Genomic DNA, 18131 nt, shown 5'->3' with positions numbered 1-18131 from the left:
CTGTTAGTTTCTAAAAAAATGAAAAACAAAAGTAATAAAACAATTATATTTAAAAGGGATAGTTGATGCCTATTTGCAAAACAGAGTTTGCAAAGTTGTAATCTTTAAACCAACGCTTGGATTGAATTTCAGCAGGGTTATAGGTTTTAAAGCCCAGATCTAATCGAAATATAAAATAGGTAAAATCGTATCGTAAGCCTATACCTGTTCCTAAAGCAATATCTTTTAAAGAGCTTACACCGTCAAAAGTAGCATCAGGGTCTTCAACATTGTCAAGAACATTCCAAATGTTACCTGCATCTGCAAAAATAGCTCCGTTAATATCACCGGCAACAGGAAATCTATATTCTAGATTTAAGGCTAATTTCAAATTTGCTTCGTTAAAATCGTTCACGGCAGAAACACTTCCTGGGCCTAATGAGTAAGGAAACCACGCACGGTTGTCATTTGAACCACCGCCAAAATAACTTCGAACAAAAGGAATATTATCAGAATTTCCGTAAGGAATAGCAATGCCGAAAAAAGCACGCGCCGCTAATACATTGGAACGAGATAGATCCCAATATTTAACATACTCAAATTCATTCTTTATATATTGGGAAAAAGGTACACCAAAAACCAAAAGTTGGTCATCATCATTTTTATTGAACGGAATGAATGTTGAAAAAGCTGATAATACATTACCTGCACCTTCAATTTTCCATCGGAACTGATAAAAGGTGTTATCGAGAATTCCAGTTCTATTTGTCTTGTTAAAAGTGTAGTTAGATGCAAAGATTAAGTTGTTTTCGGTAAGTCTAATTCTTCTTTCTTCAATAGTGTTTACATCATTAAAGTCTTTATTTATAGATGGCACCTCATTATTTAATACTGCATTTGTGAAACCTCTAGTGCCGGACGGAATTATTAAATTAAGTTGGTCGTTGTCACTATTGGAATTAAAATATGCTGCTAACTCAGGATATAATGTAGCGTCTTCATAATTATCGGCAATGTCATTTAAAAGTTCATAAGTATTTGTGTAAACGTTGTAAAAACGATTACTATTTACATTTCTAACAAACTGAATGTTCAATAATTCTACATCATGGTTAACAAAATCACTAGGTACCCAATTGTAGCCTAAAATAGTATTGAAGGTCTGTTTGTCTAGACCTATGTTATTTTGAAAATTTGTTCCAATGGCAATTCTCGTTTTTGGTAAGGTGTAATTTGGTATCAACCGGGTGGTGTTGACGAAAGGAAACCAAATTCTAGGAAAATCTAATGTGATATCACCACCAAATTCAGAAAAGTAATTGGCTTCAAAGGTATTGTTACTTAATAAACCATATGATCCATTTGCAGAAATACTTAAATTCTCAGCCCCTTTAAAAATATTTCTAATAAGTAGGGTGGTACCTAAGCCAACTCCTAATCTACGTAAGTTAGAACGGCTAACTTCAAAATTGGTACCAAGAGAATATTTGGCTTTTGGGGCAAGATAAATATTTGTATTTACTTTATTACCTAGAGAATCTGCCTCGAAAATAATATTTGGATATTTAAACACGTTCAATGCATTCAATTGCCTTGAAGTTCTAATTTTGTCTACATCTCTGTAGATACTATCTTTTTTAAAAAAAATGGCATTTGCTAAAGTCTTTGGCTTAATGTCAAAATTCTTGGAGTAATGTATTGTGTAGTCTTGATAGTCAATGGTGTAAACAGAGTCTATTGTGTTTGTAGATAAGTAATCAGTATAAATATTGATTTTATTGATTTTTTCTACTTTGTAGGCAGATGTGGTGACTTCGTTCTCTCCCCTAGTTTTTAAATCTCCAATATTGAGGGTAATGGTCATTTGCTGATCATTTGCTGATTTGATGGTATCTCGTAAAATATCAAACGTAATAGAACTTTCTTGAAAATTACGAATACCATTATTTCTAAAGATACCTGTTAGCCGTTCTCGTTCATTGTTAAAATTACTTAGGTTGAACTGTTGCCCTTCTTTTATTAATGATTGTTTCGAATTTAAAAAATATAAGGAGTCTATTGCGGTAGATGAAATGTTATTCCCAAGCGAATCGATCATATAAGGGTCGCCAAGTTCTATGTGGTAATTTACTATGGCTTTTTTACGCTTGGCACTATCAATTTGGTAAGAAGTATTATTGGTAAAATAACCTTTGCTTTGGTAATATGCACTAAGTTTTACTAAGCTTAATCGTGTTTTTGTAGTATCTAAAATTGTGGGTTCCTCTCCAATATCTTTCAGCCAATTGCTTAATCCTTTTACTATAAATGACTCTCCCAGCCGCTCCACTTGTTTTGCTGAAAGCAGTTTGTCAAGTCTTTTTTTTCTATTCGCTTTTTTATATAACCATGCATTATATGATGAATCTGGGTTTTCTTTGGCAATATTGTAAAGATTCAATCTTAGAGGGAAACCTAATACGGTTGAATTGGGTTTTTGATAGATAAGACTTTCCAGTTCTTCATTGTTTACCTTGATAGAATCGGTATAAATGGCATTTTTAATTACCAAGTATTCATCGGCCTCAACTTTTTTTAATGAGTTGCAAGATAGCAAGAGTATTGCCAGTAGGGATAATAAGCTTAATTTAGCCATGTTGTTTTTGGAGCATAGTGCCATCCTCATAGAAATCAAAAATACATTATTTGAATGGTTGTCAAAAGTGAATTGAAACTTATCAAAAGTCTACAGCAAAAAAAGTGCCGTAATGAGCATGGACTATTTGTTGTAGAAGGAAAAAAGACTGTGGAGGAAGTAGTGAACTCTAACATAAATGCGTATAAGATTTTTGCAGTTGATCCTAGCGGATTAAAGGAGGAAGATATACAGGTTGAAAAAGTAACTGCAAGGGAATTGAGTCAAATGAGCAGTCTTAAAAACCCCAATGGATATCTTGGAGTTTTTTATATTCCAAAACCAATAGAAAGAATAACATCTGATTGGGTGTTGGTGCTTGACGGCGTCCAGGATCCCGGAAACCTTGGAACGATCATAAGGCTTTGCGATTGGTTTGGTATCAGCGATATTGTTTGTTCTACGGATACGGTAGATTGTTATAATTCAAAAGTGTTGCAAGCTACTATGGGTTCAATTACTAGAATCAATATTAAGTACATGAATCTTGAATCTTTTTTATCTGAAACAAAACTGCCTATTTATGGTACTTTTATGGACGGCATAAGTGTTAACGAGTCTAGACTTCCAGAAAAAGGAATTATGGTTATGGGTAATGAAGGCAAAGGTGTTTCTGATGCCGTAGCTCAATTATGTACAGATAGACTGGCAATACCCCAATTTGGAGGTGTTACTACAGAAAGTTTAAATGTTGCATCGGCAACGGCAATCTTACTTCATGAAATTAGAAAGTAATTTGGTATTATAAATTGAAAAATTTATTTTTTGCTAATTGCTAATTGCTAATTGCTAATTGCTAATTGCTAATTGCTAATTGCTAATTGCTAATTGCTAATTGCTAATTGCTAATTGCTAATTGCTATTCAAAAGTAAAATTGATAAAAATACCGCGGGTTTTAAGAGACTCAATATTTCCTGTCCAAGGGCTATTAGGGTCATTGTCAGGAACTAGTTCATCGGTGATAGCAAACACACCGCGTATAGAGGGTGTAAATTTGAAATATTCTAGGTAAAAATCAATACCAAAACCAAGTTCGTAATTGTAGACCCATTTTTTCATTCTAAACGTACCAGAGCTGTTATCATCAAGGCTTTCTTCATTACTGCCCAAGTTTAAGCTTTGTGATCCACCGGCAAGTAAAAAAGGCTTGAAGTTTCCAAATCGTCTAGTGCTTGCTTTAAGGAGAACGGGGAAATTAATATATGTAGATTTTACTTCTCTGATGGCATCTCTTTCATCATCAAAGCCAGGAAACCCAATTAATCTTGATCCATAATGAAGTCCCGGTTCAAAACGAACGTCAAAAAATTCATTAAGGCGTAATTCACCTATTAATCCCACATTAAAGCCAAAGCTTTTGCTTACCAAGATGTCTTGGGCGTTTTCTTTATATTCAATTTTAAAATCGTATTGATTTAAACCTAAGAAATAGCCCCAGTTTAAGATTTTTTTATCTTCGTTTTGTTTGTTCAATATGGGGCTTTCGTTGAATTGAGCACTTACTAAATTGGTAATCAACAACGTTAGGGGTATAAAAAACCACTTTTTCATATATCCTGGTTTGCAATTGTAAAACGTCTAAATATACTGTGAGTAGGCTAAAATTAAAGATTAGCCTTTTTTTGCAATATAAATTGATGCTACCCCAAATGTTTGAGGTTTGTTCGTTACATCTATAAACCCAATTTCGCGTAAAATATTGTTGAAGTTTTCACCATGTGGAAAAACAGAAGCAGATTCGCTCAAATACCCATAAGCAGAATTATCTTTTGAAAATAGTTTTCCAATTAAGGGAAGTATATTTTTAGTGTAAAAATTGTAGCCTTGTTTGTATGGCGTTCTTGTAGGAACAGAAGTTTCTAATACGACCAAGGTTCCGTTTGGTTTTAGTACACGTAAAATTTCTGCCATACCGGTAGTAAGGGTTTCAAAATTTCTTACTCCAAAAGAAACAGTTACGGCGTCAAAAGAATTGTCTTCAAAAGTAAGTCTTTCGCTGTCGCCTACCACCATTTCAATAGTACCGTCTAGCTTTTTATGGCTCACCTTTTCTTTGCCAACAGCAAGCATGCCGGGCGAAATATCTAGGCCTACAATTTTTTTTGCGCCGGTTTTAACAAGGGCTATGGCTAAGTCGCCAGTACCTGTAGCAATGTCCAAAATAGACTGAGGTTGTTCTTTTTTTAAAATATCAACCACCTTTTTTCGCCATTTAATATCTATTCCAAAAGAAATAACACGGTTTAGACCATCGTAATTTTTAGAAATAGTATCGAACATGTGGGTAACTTGTTCTTTCTTGCCTAATTGAGAATCTTTGTATGGAGTAATTTTTTGGGGCATTTTACAGCTATTTTTTTGCAAATATACAATATAGCCAATGCTTAATTACCTTTTAGTCAGATTGGTTGGTAATTGAAGGGTTAAAGAATTGAAAATAAAGAATAAACTAATTTAATTATGTAATTTTGCCCCATTATAAATGCTATATTTTTCAAGGCTACTTTTACATATTTTTATAGTTAAGAGAAGAGAATTGGTGCTTGATAATTGGCGATCTAATCAAATAAATGAAGATTATAATTGCTGGTGCGGGGGAAGTAGGCTTTCATTTAGCTAAGTTGCTCTCTTATGAATCACAGGATATTACCTTGATTGATTCAAAGAAAGAGAGTCTTGCTTACGCGGATAATCATTTAGATATACGTGTGTTAAAAGGTGATGCAACTTCTATCTCGGTATTGAATGATGCTCAAGTAAAAGAATCAGATTTGGTTATTGCGGTAACTTCTTCTGAAACTACGAACTTAACCCTTTGTATGTTGGCCAAACAGTTGGGGTGTAAGCGAACAATTGCCAGAATTTCAAATACTGAATTTATAAAAAACAAAGATCTTTTAAGATTTTCTGATTTAGGTATAGATGAATTAATATCGCCAGAAGCATTGGCGGCTACTGAAATTCAGATGCTTTTAAACAAGTCTGCTTTTAATGATACCTATGAATTTGAAGATGGGGAGTTGATAATGGTAGGCGTATCTTTACTTAAATCTGCCCCCTTTGTTGGTAAGCAAGTGAAAGAAGCTGCCAAAATTTTTCCAAAATTACACTTCATGCCAATTGCTTTACAGCGTACAGGCACACAATATACGGTAATCCCAAGAGGTGATACTCTTTTTAAAGAAGGTGATCAGGTATATTTCATAACTGTAAAAAAAGGAGTTGACGAGCTGTATAAACTTACTGGTAAAAAGAAAGCGGAAATTAAAAACGTGATGATTCTTGGTGGTAGTAAAGTAGGTTACAAAACAGCCAGAGATCTTTGTGCCAATAAATTCAATGTAAAGTTGATTGAAAAAAATAAAGAGAAAGCTTTTGATCTAGCAGATGAATTACCAAATGCTTTGGTAATAAACGGTGACGGTAGAAATGTTGAACTGTTAGATGAAGAGAGTTTAGAGTCTATGGATGCCTTTATAGCGGTAACCGGAAATTCTGAAACCAATATTATGTCATGTTTGGTTGCCAAGTCAAAGTATATAAAAAAGACCATTGCACTAGTGGAGAATATGGATTATTTTCAGCTATCGCATTCCATTGGTATTGATACATTGATCAACAAAAAACTTCTAGCCGCCAATAATATATTTAGGCATATTCGTAAGGGTGAGGTAGTAGCTTTAATGCGTTTAAACAATTTGAATGCAGAAATATTAGAATTTATTGTAAAAAGAAATTCTAAGGTAACAGGAGCAACCATTCGAGAATTAAACTTTCCAAAAGCAGCAACCATAGGTGGTGTTGTAAGGGATGGTCAAGGTTATATTGCTCTTGGTGGATTTGAAATACAGGAAGGTGATAGGGTAGTAGTTTGCTGTTTACCTTCAGAAATTCCTAAAATAGAACGAATGTTCCTTTAAGATGCGGCTTAATTTAAGAATCATATTTCATATCATGGGGCTTTTACTGCTGTGCAACGGAGGCTTTATGCTTTTAGCGGCTGTTGTCAGTGGTATCTACCAGGATGGGGCTACATTAAGTATAGCGCTTGCATCTATAACTACAATGTTCGTAGGTGTTTTTATGATGTACTATACTAGAGGTCATAAAAAAGAAGTGAAACAGAAAGAAGGTTATATTATAGTAACTTTTGGGTGGATTGTAATGTCCATTTCTGGGATGTTGCCCTACTTATTTTCTGGAGCATTGCCCACAATTACAAATGCATTTTTTGAAACCATATCCGGTTATACCACAACGGGAGCTTCAATCATGGATGATATAGAGGCAATGCCAGAAGGTATTCTTTTCTGGCGTAGCTTAACCCATTGGATCGGGGGTATGGGGATCATTGTTTTGGCTATAGCCATATTGCCATTATTGGGGATTGGCGGCATGCAATTATTTTCTGCTGAGGCTCCTGGGCCAACAGGCGATAAACTGCACCCAAGAATTACCGATACGGCAAAACGGCTTTGGTTGATTTATTTTGGGTATACCGTGGCAGAGACTATTTTGTTGCAAGCGGCCGGTATGTCTTTCTTTGACGCTATAAATCACGCTATGGCAACCTTATCAACAGGTGGTTTTTCAACAAAAAATGCAAGTGTAGCTTTTTATAATGACCAGCCCATGATACAATATATCATTATATTTTTCATGTTCTTGGCCGGTAGTAATTTTGTACTTAGTTATTTTGCTTTTAAAGGGAAAGTTCAGAAAGTATTACAAGATGAGGAGTTTAAGTACTATGCAGGATTCATCATCGTTTTTACTATGATAGTAGCGCTTGTAGTTTATTTTCAAGCAAATATTACCGAGCTTACGCCGGGTTACCCTATGGTATTGGGTAAAGCGGAAAGCGCATTTAGGCACTCATTGTTTCAAATAATTTCGGTGATTACTACAACCGGATTCGTAAGTGCAGATTTTACGCAATGGACACCTTTTTTAACTGTGTTTTTCTTCGGGTTATTTTTCTTAGGGGGGTCTGCGGGATCAACGGCAGGTGGTATAAAAGTAATGCGTCACCTTCTAATTATTAAGAACGGTGTGTTAGAGTTTAAAAGAACATTGCATACCAACGCCATTATTCCTGTACGTTATAACAATAAGACTGTTAAAGAGAAAATCGTCTATAATATTATAGGTTTTTTTGTACTCTATATGTTGCTATTTATTATCGGGGCATTAGTTTTAGGCTTTTTGGGATTGGATTTTGAATCTGCCATTGGTGGTGCGGCATCATCACTAGGAAACGTTGGTCCGGCATTGGGGAGTTTAAACCCGGTGAGCAATTTTAATAATTTGCCAGATTTGGCAAAGTGGTGGTGTGGCTTTTTAATGCTGGCAGGTAGGTTAGAATTATTTACCGTACTTATCTTATTGACACCATATTTTTGGAAAAGAACTTAATAGGTAATTATTTATAAATGAAAAAGTCCCATCAAACGATGGGACTTTTTTTATGTTCTTAAAAAGATGCTGAGGTTTATTTCAACGCTTCTTTTATTCTTGATATAGCTTCTTTAATTTCTTTAACCGATGCGGCATAAGAAATACGAATACAGTTTCCGTTGCCAAAAGCATCACCAGTAACGGTGGCTACGTTTGCTGCTTCTAAAATGTACATAGAGAAGTCTGATGCGTTATTGATTGTAGTACCATTAAATGTTTTGCCAAAATAAGCGGTTACATCTGGGTATACATAAAAAGCACCTTCAGGCTCGTTACATTTAAAACCATCAATTTCGTTCAATAAACCTAGAATTAGTTTACGTCTTTCTTTAAATTCATCTACCATGTATTGGATACGGTCTGGAGATTCCTCTAAAGCCGTAATTACGGCACGCTGAGCAATACAGTTTGCACCACTAGTTACTTGCCCTTGTAGCTTGTTGGTTGCACGCGCAATATAAGCAGGAGCACCAATGTAGCCAATACGCCATCCGGTCATTGCAAATGCTTTTGCAACTCCGTTTACAGTTACGGTACGGTCGTACATATCATCAAACTCTGCCATTGAGGCATGTGCTGTAACCCCATAGTTAATATGCTCGTATATTTCATCACTTACCACAATAATTTGAGGGTGGTTCTTTAGAACATCCGCAAGTGCTCGCAATTCTTCTTTGCTATAAATAGATCCACTAGGGTTACAAGGAGAGCTGTACCATAACATTCTAGTTTTAGGTGTGATTGCAGCCTCTAATTGATCAGGAGTCATTTTAAAATCGTTCTCCAAAGAAGTTGCTACTTCTACCGGTACGCCATCTGCTAATTTTACAATATCGCTATAGCTAACCCAATATGGACAAGGCAAGATTACTTCATCTCCAGGGTTTAATATAACTTGTGCAACATTGTATAGCGCTTGTTTTGCTCCGGTTGAAACAACGATTTGAGAAGGTTCGTAACTTAAGTTGTTATCTCTCTTGAATTTAGTGATAATAGCCTTCTTCAATTCTACATAGCCATCAACAGGAGTATAGGAATTGTAGTCATCTTTTACTGCTTGGATGGCAGCCTCCTTAATATAATCTGGTGTGTTAAAGTCCGGTTCCCCTAGACTTAAGCCAATAATATCTTTTCCTTGTGCTCTTAATTCACGGGCCTTAGCGGCCATTTCCAAAGTAGCTGACGGTGTAACGCTGTTTATTCTGTCCGAAAGTTGATTGCTCATGGTTGCTTTTAATTTCTAGTATTGTAATGAAGGCTCTTTGCCTAATTCTTTTAAATGTTTAAAGTGCGAAATTATAGCTTTTCTTGTAGTTTTGTATTCGTGATATGGTAAATTAAATTCCTGTGCCGTTTGTTTCACAATTTTCGAAATATTTGTGTAATGTACATGGCTTATGTTAGGAAATATATGGTGTTCAACTTGGTGGTTTAAACCGCCTGTAAACCAGTTTACAATTTTGTTTTTTGTGCCAAAATTTACTGTAGTAAATAATTGGTGAATTGCCCAAGTATTTTTCATAGTGCCAGATTCATCCGGTAATGGAGTATCGGCATCATCTACAATATGTGCCAATTGAAATACTACGCTTAAAATAACACCTGCAACGTAGTGCATTAAAAAGAAGCCGATTAAAATTTTCCACCATGCAATGTCTAAAATCAACATAGGCAATACGATCCAAATAGTAAGGTATAATAATTTTGTGATTATAAGTGTGCTCCAGTTCATAGTGGCGCTTGGCAATTTACCGTAAGATAATTTACGTTTCATATAGCGGTACATTTGCTGAAAATCTGTTGTAATTGCCCAGTTGAAGGTTAATAATCCATAAAGAAAAACAGAATAAAAGTGCTGAAATTTATGGTGTTTCTTCCATTCGGCATGTTTAGAAAAACGTAAAATTCTACCTGCTTCCATATCTTCATCATGTTCGTGAATGTTAGTATAGGTGTGGTGAAGTACGTTGTGCTGTACTTGCCAATTGTATACATTTCCTGCAAGAATATAAATGCTGCTACCCATTAATTTGTTGACCCATTTCTTGTTAGAGTACGCACCATGGTTACCATCATGCATAACGTTCATGCCAACACCGGCCATGCCAACCCCCATAACTATGGTTAATAAAATATTGGCCCAATTTGGTAGCCCTAAGGTTAATATTAAAAAATAAGGGGCAAGGAAAAGTGCAAACATTACTACGGTTTTTAAATGTAGTTTCCAGTTACCTGTTTTTTTTAATTTGTTTGTCTTGAAATAATCGTTAACTCTGCTATTTAAAGTTTTAAAGAACTTTGCAGAATCTGTTCTAGGGAAACGAATGATATTTTGTTCCATAATTCGGTAATCTTTTACTTAATATAATGTAATTGAATCTATAATAGTTTGATAGCTTAATTAAAAGCTAAATCTTTGCAATAGTTAAAATATTACTAATATCTTTTTACAAATATACGGATGACTGCTGAAATCATATTTGAAAATTTTCCCAATTTATCTGATCATCAGAAACAATTGTTTGAAAAACTTGAGGATTTATATAAAGATTGGAACCAAAAAATTAATGTGGTTTCAAGAAAGGATATAGATGAACTCTATTTAAGACATGTTTTACATTCCTTAGGAATTGCAAAATTTATAGAATTTAAAAATGGATCATCTGTACTTGATGTTGGTACTGGGGGAGGTTTTCCTGGTATTCCTTTGGCAATTCTTTTTCCTGATGTGCACTTCACATTAGTGGATTCTATAGGGAAGAAAATAAAAGTGGTAAATGAAGTTGTTGAAGGTTTACAAATCACCAATGTAACCACCATAAACGCTAGGGTAGAAGAGATACCAGAAAAATTCGATTTTATCGTCAGTAGGGCTGTGGCAGCTATGCCAACTTTTGTGCATTGGGTAAAAGGAAAAATAAAAAAAGAATCAAGCCACCCTGTCCGAAATGGAATATTGTACCTTAAAGGAGGTGATTTAAACGAAGAATTAAAAGACTATAGAACGGCTGAGATTTATAATTTGACCGATTATTTTAAAGAAGATTTCTTTGAGACAAAGAAAATGGTCTACTTGCCGTTAAAATATAAAGGGTAAGCGTAAATGTTTTATAAAAGAAAAGAACTGTAGTAGGCCTTTTTGTATTTACGGGCAAACTCTTTTAAATAATTCCAAGAATGAATCTGTATACATGTAATATGTAATCTAATACTATTGATAGTCATAAGCAATTGATTTTAAGTAGGGTGCAAATTACATAAAATTACCCTTAGTTTACAATTAATTAACGTTAAATTTACATTGAAATTGCCTTTAGGGGATGTTAATGTTTCTTAAATAGCAAAAAAAATGCCCCTTAACTAGCTAGTTAAGGGGCATTTTTTTATGATAAAAGATTTATTTACTCCATGGTGGTATCACATTGTTACTTCTTGCGTAAGCAATTAGTTGGCCTTTATGCTCTCCATTATGCTCCATAATAGCTAGTAGCCCACCTAATTTGTTAGACTTCATAAAACCGAAATCCACTTCTTCGTTTAAGCTACCATCTGCTACTTTAGTGATATGTTCAAGAACAAATTCATTCGATTTTTTAAGAGCTGCAATGATATTTTCTTTACCGGTAATTTTACCAAGGTTCATGACATCTACATCTTCTGGTGGAGCAAACCCTAATTTAGAAGCTAGAAAATAATTTCCTCCGGCAACATGAAGCAAGGCTTCGCCAACGGAGCTGATGCCCTCTGCAGGTCTCCAGTTATATTTCTCTTCAGGGAAAGCTTCAGCAAGTAGAATGACTTGAGACTGATTTCCGGCTAAAACTGTTTTGATCGTTTTTTGTGTTAGTTCTTCTTGTGCGTAGGAAAAGCATCCAATAAAAACGAATGCAGAAAGCAGTAACTTTTTCATAATTAATGTATTAAGGTTAGTGGTAATAAATTTTAAAAGTAGTAATGTACTATAAGTTTTGGGTAAAGCCCAAAAAAAAGGCTGAATTTAAATTCAGCCTTTTAACTTGTTTTATCCTAAAAATGGATATCTGTAATCAACAGGAGTAACAAAAGTTTCTTTTATTAATCTTGGTGAAACCCAGCGTAATAAGTTCTGGGCAGAACCGGCTTTATCATTTGTTCCAGAAGCTCTTGCTCCTCCAAACGGCTGTTGACCAACAACGGCACCTGTAGGTTTGTCGTTGATGTAGAAGTTACCTGCACAGTTTTGTAATGCTTTGGTAGCCTCGTCAATAGCGTATCTATCTTGAGATAGTACAGCTCCCGTAAGTGCGTATTCAGAAGTACCGTCAATTAACTGCAACGTCTCGCTCCAATCCTTATCATCGTATACATAGATGGTAACAACGGGTCCAAATAATTCAGTTTCCATTGTTGTGTACTTAGGGTCTGTAGTTAAGATTACCGTTGGTTCAATAAAGTAGCCTTTAGACTTATCAAAAGAACCGCCTGCATAGATTTCGGCATTTTTGTCTTCTTTAGCTTGTGTAATGTACTTCGCTAACTTATCAAAAGAACCTTCGTGAATTACAGCAGTAATAAAGTTGCTCATATCTTCAGGAGAGCCAGGTTTGTTAAAGGATGCAATATCAGCTTTAACATATTCTAGAATCTCTTTAGAAGTGGATTTAGGTAAATAAACTCTTGAAGCCGCACTACATTTTTGCCCTTGAAATTCAAAGGCACCTCTAGAAATAGCCGTAGCTACTTGTTTTGGGGTAGCGGTTGGGTGTGCAAGTATAAAATCTTTGCCCCCTGTTTCACCAACTATTTTTGGGTATGTTTTGTAGGTGTGTATATTATTCCCTATTTGTTTCCATAGTTCTTTGAATACGTGTGTAGAGCCTGTAAAGTGAATACCTGCAAAATCAGGACTGGCCAATACGGTTTCGGTAATCATTACTGGGTCGCCGTAAATCACGTTGATAACTCCGTCAGGTAGGCCGGCTTCTTTAAAGATGTCAACAATAACTTTTGCAGAGAAAACCTGAGAATCACTCGGTTTCCAAACAACAACGTTACCCATCATTGCGGCACTGGCAGGAAGATTACCGGCAATAGCCGTAAAGTTGAATGGGGTAATTGCATAAATAAACCCTTCTAGCGGACGATATTCTACTCTGTTCCAAATACCTTCGGCAGAATCTGGTTGCTCAGCATAAATTTGAGACATGTATTCTACGTTAAAACGTAAAAAGTCAATTAACTCGCAGGCAGCATCTATTTCTGCTTGGTGAATATTTTTAGATTGTGCGATCATGGTAGCTGCGTTTATCTTTGCGCGGTAAGGACCGGCAATCAATTCAGCTGCTTTTAAGAATATGGCTGCACGTTGCTCCCAAGTTAAGTTGGCCCATGATTCTCTTGATGCTAAACAATTATCTATTGCTGACTGTACATTTTCTTTATTGGCAGTATGGTAGGTACCTACAATGTGTTTGTGATCGTGTGGAGGAGACATTGGCTTGGTATTGCCGGTACGTACCTCTTCTTCGCCAATATACATTGGTATATCTACCTTATTATTAAAATATACTTTGTATTGTTCCAAAACTGCTTCTCTTTCAGGAGATCCAGGAGCGTAGCCTTTAATAGGTTCATTAAATGCTGTAGGAACTTGAAAAAATCCTTTACCCATTGTCAATATTTTTAAATTAAAAAGTTGATCAAAGGTACTAAAAGGGTACTGGACTAAAAACTATAAAGAGGATGAAAAGCAGTTAGTTAAGCGCAAAAGGTGCGCTGAATTTAAATGTAGGGATATAAACTCTGAATTTTACATCATTGTCCATGGTTACCATATTATAATGACCTTTCATTGCACCTATCGGTGAGGTAAGTAGGCAACCGGAATTATAAGTATGGGATTGACCGGGTTCTATTACCGGTTTTTTGCCAATAACACCTTCGCCGTCCAAGGTTTCCATGTCATTTAGAGAGTCGAATATTTTCCAATGACGAGAGGTTAATTGTACGGCGTTTTTACTTTGATTTTCTATGGTAATGGTATAGCCAAAAGCATAGTGCATTTTGTAGTTTTTGAAGAACGTACCTTCAAAAGTTGTTTGAACCGAAATTTTTATGCCTTTGGTAACCTGAGTTATCATCATAATTAATATGTAAATACGCTTGCTGCGATTAATATGGTTATAGCTATACTTCCTAGAATAAAAAATATTGTATTCAGGAAAAAATACTTTATAACTGTTTTAATTCTTCCTTGCTGATAGAAATTGCGCATTGCTTTGTAAAGGTAAATAGCAAATATTAGAATAAATAATTCTTCGCTATTAAAACTGAACACTGCGTTGATCAAATTGCTAACAATGAGCAAGATAAATAATAATGACTGATTGTGGAAACTAAAGATTAAATGATCGGTATAAGTGTATTTTTTTCTGATATATACCATCCAAATGAAAAAAGAAAAGAACGGAAGAAAGAAAAATGTGGCAAATGGTAATTTTGAAATCATTGAGCTTAAAAATGAACCGGGTCGCTTATCTATTTCAATAATACTTGTTGCTAGATTAAAGGCCATCTCATTTTCATAGCTAGTTGGTATGTTGAATTTAGTAGTTCCCTGCTCAAAATAATAAATGGTGTCATTTCTGATAATGGTATTGAAAAAGTCGACTTTATCGGTAAAACGACTTACTAGGCCGCCGGTGTCTATTTTTTTGAAACGTAGTCCAGGGTCAGATAATACAATAGAATCTTTTTTATTGATTCTATTTTTAATGAAGCTGTTAAGCTTGAAAGAGTCTAATTGTGCAAGGGCGATCTTTTTTTCTTCTTCGCTATCAAATTTAATATTGTTGAATTCGTTGTTTAGGTCAAAAACTGAATTTTTATTAATTGAGCCAAACTTGTTAAAGGATTCAAATTTGTTATTGAAGCTTATGATCAAAAAATAGATAATGGCTAAGCTTAAGAGGAAGCGAAAGGGGTTGGTGTAAGATAGTCGTTTGCCTGATATGTATTCCTTTGTTATTTTGCCGGGTCTTAATAAAAGGGCGGCCAATGTTCTCCATAGCTTGGAGTCATAGGATATATAATTGGCTAAAAACTCTTCAAAAAAATCTAAAAGAGTAAGTTTTTTGGTACTGTTGGCTTGCGAACAATTGGGGCAGTATTTATCGCTTAATTCCAGGGGTTGACCACAGTTTAGGCAGTCTACACCTCTGTATTTTAGTTCAAATCTTCCTTTAGGTGGAGTGGTTGGTCTGTTTTCCATAAATGATGAAAAACGTAAATATACATTTAGTTCGTGATATTTCTAGAATTGGCAGATCCAATACCAATAATACTATCGTACGTGTCGCCAAAGTTGCGGTAGTATACCAGAATTAAATAATTGTTCTCTGTAAAGTGAAAGTTGCCTCCAACTTCATTTAATTTTATTGTTTTTTCTCCTTTGACAACGTATTTGTAATTGTAAAAACCTTGTTTCATTTTTAGGGTAGCCTCTAACATACCGTTCTTTTCATTGTAGACCATTTTATTTTCATCGTTAAGGGCGTAATTGTTGAACTTTCCAAAAACGTATACATCATCTAAAGCAATGAATTCGGTGTAAGGCAGGCTAAAATAGACATTGGTGTATTCAGCTTCTTTAGAGGCATTGTTGCCTTGCAGGGTTCTAACCACGAAATCCCCGTTAATGTCAGGAAAATAGGTGTATGGTTTGTTGTTTCGGAAATTATCGGAAAATAAATAATGATTGTATAATTCGGTCAGGTCAATACTTGATATTTGTGAACTTGGTGCTCGCAAATCACTCGTATCAAAAAGTAAATATTCGTTACCGCCATAAAATGAGGTTTCCTGGTCATATTTATAGACCAGTTCATTGCCTAAAGTGTATTGCGGGGCTATGTTTGTTATGGCAGTTGGCCAATAGTGATTTTGAAGAATGGCAATTTTCACTTCCTTTTTTGGGTTTAGTAGTCGTAAAGAGCCAGAGGTTATGCTAAACTGTACCACTTGTTTTTCATTTATGAAATTAAAGTCCCTTGAGCGTTTTACGGAGGTGGCGACCGTGACAATATCCTTGTATACTACAAATCTTCTTGAAAATTGTAATTCGTCATAACTGTTATATATTTCTATTAAATAGTTGCCGCTAACTTTTAATCTAACATTGTCGTTGGGTATGGTAAGCTGATAATTGGAGTAGGATTGTAGGGTGCTGTAACTATTCTCATAATCTGTTATGCGCTGGTTGTCTACGCCGTTTAAATATTGGGATTTTAACAAGGTAGATGGTGTCCAGTCGTAATCGCAGTGTACCACTTTATAATAGTAGTCTTGTTCATTTGCCAGAATATCATCGAATTCAAGGTAAAGAGGTTCTCCTATTTTAATTACTGGAAATTGGTCTTCGGTAGGGCCTTTAAAAATAATGGATTTTATATTTTCTGGTGGATTCACCTCTGTTTGAACCTGTGCAACTATATTTTGCAAAAAGAATAGACAAATAAAATGTTTGAAGAAAATACGCATTAGGCCCCGTTTTTTTGGGTAAAGGTAAACAAAAAGGATGCCTAAAAAATATAGCTCGTTCTATTGTCCAAATTATGGGACAATAATTATGAAAACGAACTTTTTGTACTTAAATTTGCTCAAATTTTGATAACCTAAAGGTCTAAACGCACATGTCAAAAGACATTCGAATTAAAAAAGGGCTCAACATTAACTTGGTGGGCGCCGCAGAACAGACTACTTCAAAAGCTGTTTTAAGTAATGTTTACGCAATACAGTTAAGTGATTTTCACGGAATTACTCCTAAAATGATGGTAAAACAAGGCGCCGAAGTTAAAGCAGGTGAACCTTTGTTTTATAACAAGAACATGGAAAGCATGCTTTTTGTTTCTCCAGTAAGCGGTGAGCTTATAGAGATTGAGAGAGGGGATAGAAGACGTATTTTGACCTTAAAGATATTAGCGGACAAAACACAGGAGCCTTTTTCAGGTACCGCTTTAAATGTTGAGAATGCATCTAAAGAGGAGTTGAAGGCAGTTTTATTGAAAAGCGGCTGTTGGCCATTTATTAAGCAAAGGCCATATGATGTAATCGCTAACCCTGATACTACCCCGAAAGCAATTTTTATTTCTGGGTATTCAAGTGGGCCGTTACAGGCAGATTTGGATTATGTATTACAGGGTAAGGAAAAAGAATTGCAAGCGGCAATTACTGCATTGGGTAAGTTAACGCCTGGTAAAGTTCATGTATCCGTTGGTTCTGGCAAATCACCATTGTCTTCAATGAACGGGGTAGAGTTGCATACCGTTTCTGGTCCGCATCCTGCTGGTTTGGTAGGTACGCAGATCAATAAATTAGATCCTATTAATAAGGGTGAGTTGGTTTGGACCGTAACTCCGCAAGATTTAGTGGTTATAGGTGAATGTTTGTTAACTGGTAAGTTTAATGCAGAGCGTACTATAGCTCTTGCGGGTTCGTCTGTGAAAACGCCTAAATACTATACTACAAAGATAGGGGCGGAAATTTCTACGTTCTTGTATGCTAGTGGTGTAAATGAAGAGAATTTCAGGGTAATAAATGGCGATGTGCTTACAGGTTCTAAAAGTAAGCCAGAGGGTTATTTAGGTTATTATAATAATACCGTAACCGTTATTCCTGAAGGAGACGATTATGAATTGTTTGGGTGGAATAAACCTGTTTTCGATAAAATTTCTGCAACAAGGGCATTGACTTTCTCTTGGCTGCAACCAAATAAGAAATACGATTTAGATACCAATACCAATGGAGAGCATAGGGCGTTCGTGATAACGGGGCAGTATGAGAAAGTTTTTCCAATGGATATTTTTCCGATGCAGCTTTTGAAAGCGTGTATGGTTAAAGATTTGGATGAAATGGAGCAATTAGGTTTGTATGAAGTGGCTCCTGAGGATTTTTCGTTAACTGAATTTATATGTATTTCTAAACAACCGCACCAGAAGATCATTCGTGAGGGGTTAGATTTATTGCAAAAAGAAATAGGATAAG

The 18131-nt window shown here is 35.3% G+C and carries 15 protein-coding genes; 5 read left to right on the top strand and 10 right to left on the bottom strand.

The genetic code is table 11. The features are described 5' to 3' along the window. Positions 1 to 49: 49 nt before the first annotated feature. Positions 50 to 2614, bottom strand: coding sequence for a translocation and assembly module lipoprotein TamL (gene tamL, locus BW936_RS18740; protein WP_244156277.1), 2565 nt, complete (start codon positions 2612 to 2614; stop codon positions 50 to 52). A gap of 54 nt (positions 2615 to 2668) precedes the next feature. Here tamL and BW936_RS18735 point away from each other — a divergent pair, with 54 nt between their 5' ends. Next, a complete protein-coding gene (locus BW936_RS18735; RefSeq protein WP_076551324.1) occupies positions 2669 to 3388 on the top strand; it encodes a TrmH family RNA methyltransferase in 720 nt (239 codons plus the stop codon). A gap of 124 nt (positions 3389 to 3512) precedes the next feature. Here BW936_RS18735 and porT read toward each other — a convergent pair whose 3' ends face one another. Both porT and ubiE read right to left on the bottom strand, forming a co-directional pair. Then, positions 3513 to 4205: a type IX secretion/gliding motility protein PorT/SprT gene (gene porT, locus BW936_RS18730; protein ID WP_076551322.1), complete on the bottom strand. Its 693-nt coding sequence runs from the start codon at positions 4203 to 4205 to the stop codon at positions 3513 to 3515. Between the two features lie 60 nt (positions 4206 to 4265). Continuing rightward, positions 4266 to 4997 (bottom strand): bifunctional demethylmenaquinone methyltransferase/2-methoxy-6-polyprenyl-1,4-benzoquinol methylase UbiE, encoded by a 732-nt coding sequence (ubiE, locus tag BW936_RS18725; RefSeq protein ID WP_076551319.1) that lies wholly within the window; start codon positions 4995 to 4997, stop codon positions 4266 to 4268. A 227-nt stretch (positions 4998 to 5224) separates the two neighbouring features. On the opposite strand from ubiE, the gene trkA reads away from it, so the two are divergent. Together trkA and BW936_RS18715 are read left to right on the top strand one after the other, a co-directional pair. Continuing rightward, positions 5225 to 6574: a Trk system potassium transporter TrkA gene (gene trkA / locus BW936_RS18720; protein WP_076551317.1), complete on the top strand. Its 1350-nt coding sequence runs from the start codon at positions 5225 to 5227 to the stop codon at positions 6572 to 6574. 1 nt (position 6575) lies between these two features. Then, positions 6576 to 8069: a TrkH family potassium uptake protein gene (locus BW936_RS18715; protein ID WP_076551314.1), complete on the top strand. Its 1494-nt coding sequence runs from the start codon at positions 6576 to 6578 to the stop codon at positions 8067 to 8069. Between the two features lie 76 nt (positions 8070 to 8145). Here BW936_RS18715 and BW936_RS18710 read toward each other — a convergent pair whose 3' ends face one another. Together BW936_RS18710 and BW936_RS18705 are read right to left on the bottom strand one after the other, a co-directional pair. Further along, positions 8146 to 9336 (bottom strand): pyridoxal phosphate-dependent aminotransferase, encoded by a 1191-nt coding sequence (locus BW936_RS18710; RefSeq protein ID WP_076551311.1) that lies wholly within the window; start codon positions 9334 to 9336, stop codon positions 8146 to 8148. Positions 9337 to 9351: 15 nt separating this feature from the next. Beyond that, positions 9352 to 10452 carry a fatty acid desaturase family protein gene (locus BW936_RS18705; RefSeq protein WP_076551308.1) on the bottom strand — a complete coding sequence of 367 codons (1101 nt, stop codon included), beginning with the start codon at positions 10450 to 10452 and terminating at the stop codon, positions 9352 to 9354. A gap of 120 nt (positions 10453 to 10572) precedes the next feature. On the opposite strand from BW936_RS18705, the gene rsmG reads away from it, so the two are divergent. Continuing rightward, complete coding sequence (gene rsmG, locus BW936_RS18700) at positions 10573 to 11208, top strand: 16S rRNA (guanine(527)-N(7))-methyltransferase RsmG (RefSeq protein ID WP_076551305.1); 636 nt, start codon at positions 10573 to 10575, stop codon at positions 11206 to 11208. A gap of 300 nt (positions 11209 to 11508) precedes the next feature. On the opposite strand, the gene BW936_RS18695 is transcribed toward rsmG, so the two are convergent. From BW936_RS18695 to BW936_RS18675, 5 genes are all read right to left on the bottom strand, one after another. Beyond that, positions 11509 to 12021: a DinB family protein gene (locus BW936_RS18695; protein ID WP_076551302.1), complete on the bottom strand. Its 513-nt coding sequence runs from the start codon at positions 12019 to 12021 to the stop codon at positions 11509 to 11511. 111 nt (positions 12022 to 12132) lie between these two features. Beyond that, complete coding sequence (pruA, locus tag BW936_RS18690; RefSeq protein WP_076551299.1) at positions 12133 to 13761, bottom strand: L-glutamate gamma-semialdehyde dehydrogenase; 1629 nt, start codon at positions 13759 to 13761, stop codon at positions 12133 to 12135. A gap of 82 nt (positions 13762 to 13843) precedes the next feature. Beyond that, positions 13844 to 14230: a Co2+/Mg2+ efflux protein ApaG gene (gene apaG, locus BW936_RS18685; protein WP_076551355.1), complete on the bottom strand. Its 387-nt coding sequence runs from the start codon at positions 14228 to 14230 to the stop codon at positions 13844 to 13846. Between the two features lie 5 nt (positions 14231 to 14235). Beyond that, the gene (locus BW936_RS18680) at positions 14236 to 15360 is read right to left on the bottom strand and encodes a DUF3667 domain-containing protein (protein ID WP_076551296.1); all 1125 of its coding nucleotides are present in this window, start codon (positions 15358 to 15360) and stop codon (positions 14236 to 14238) included. 26 nt (positions 15361 to 15386) lie between these two features. After that, a complete protein-coding gene (locus BW936_RS18675) occupies positions 15387 to 16628 on the bottom strand; it encodes a type IX secretion system plug protein (protein ID WP_076551294.1) in 1242 nt (413 codons plus the stop codon). A 152-nt stretch (positions 16629 to 16780) separates the two neighbouring features. Here BW936_RS18675 and BW936_RS18670 point away from each other — a divergent pair, with 152 nt between their 5' ends. Further along, entirely contained in the window at positions 16781 to 18130 is a 1350-nt protein-coding gene (locus tag BW936_RS18670) for a Na(+)-translocating NADH-quinone reductase subunit A (protein WP_076551291.1), read from the top strand. The last annotated feature ends 1 nt before the right edge of the window (position 18131 follow it).

The organism is Maribacter ulvicola (genome assembly GCF_900155985.1).
GTDB lineage: Bacteria > Bacteroidota > Bacteroidia > Flavobacteriales > Flavobacteriaceae > Maribacter > Maribacter ulvicola.
This window is presented reverse-complemented; position numbering and strand designations above follow the sequence as displayed.

Excerpts from the sequence above, each read along its gene's own strand:
- trkA (WP_076551317.1), top strand. The coding sequence starts at position 5,225 with ATGAAGATTATAATTGCTGGTGCGGGGGAAGTAGGCTTTCATTTAGCT.
- BW936_RS18680 (WP_076551296.1), bottom strand. The coding sequence starts at position 15,360 with ATGGAAAACAGACCAACCACTCCACCTAAAGGAAGATTTGAACTAAAA.
- BW936_RS18715 (WP_076551314.1), top strand. The coding sequence starts at position 6,576 with ATGCGGCTTAATTTAAGAATCATATTTCATATCATGGGGCTTTTACTG.
- BW936_RS18735 (WP_076551324.1), top strand. The coding sequence starts at position 2,669 with ATGGTTGTCAAAAGTGAATTGAAACTTATCAAAAGTCTACAGCAAAAA.
- BW936_RS18670 (WP_076551291.1), top strand. The coding sequence starts at position 16,781 with ATGTCAAAAGACATTCGAATTAAAAAAGGGCTCAACATTAACTTGGTG.
- rsmG (WP_076551305.1), top strand. The coding sequence starts at position 10,573 with ATGACTGCTGAAATCATATTTGAAAATTTTCCCAATTTATCTGATCAT.
- porT (WP_076551322.1), bottom strand. The coding sequence starts at position 4,205 with ATGAAAAAGTGGTTTTTTATACCCCTAACGTTGTTGATTACCAATTTA.
- apaG (WP_076551355.1), bottom strand. The coding sequence starts at position 14,230 with ATGATAACTCAGGTTACCAAAGGCATAAAAATTTCGGTTCAAACAACT.
- BW936_RS18710 (WP_076551311.1), bottom strand. The coding sequence starts at position 9,336 with ATGAGCAATCAACTTTCGGACAGAATAAACAGCGTTACACCGTCAGCT.
- BW936_RS18695 (WP_076551302.1), bottom strand. The coding sequence starts at position 12,021 with ATGAAAAAGTTACTGCTTTCTGCATTCGTTTTTATTGGATGCTTTTCC.
- tamL (WP_244156277.1), bottom strand. The coding sequence starts at position 2,614 with ATGGCTAAATTAAGCTTATTATCCCTACTGGCAATACTCTTGCTATCT.
- BW936_RS18705 (WP_076551308.1), bottom strand. The coding sequence starts at position 10,452 with ATGGAACAAAATATCATTCGTTTCCCTAGAACAGATTCTGCAAAGTTC.
- BW936_RS18675 (WP_076551294.1), bottom strand. The coding sequence starts at position 16,628 with ATGCGTATTTTCTTCAAACATTTTATTTGTCTATTCTTTTTGCAAAAT.
- ubiE (WP_076551319.1), bottom strand. The coding sequence starts at position 4,997 with ATGCCCCAAAAAATTACTCCATACAAAGATTCTCAATTAGGCAAGAAA.
- pruA (WP_076551299.1), bottom strand. The coding sequence starts at position 13,761 with ATGGGTAAAGGATTTTTTCAAGTTCCTACAGCATTTAATGAACCTATT.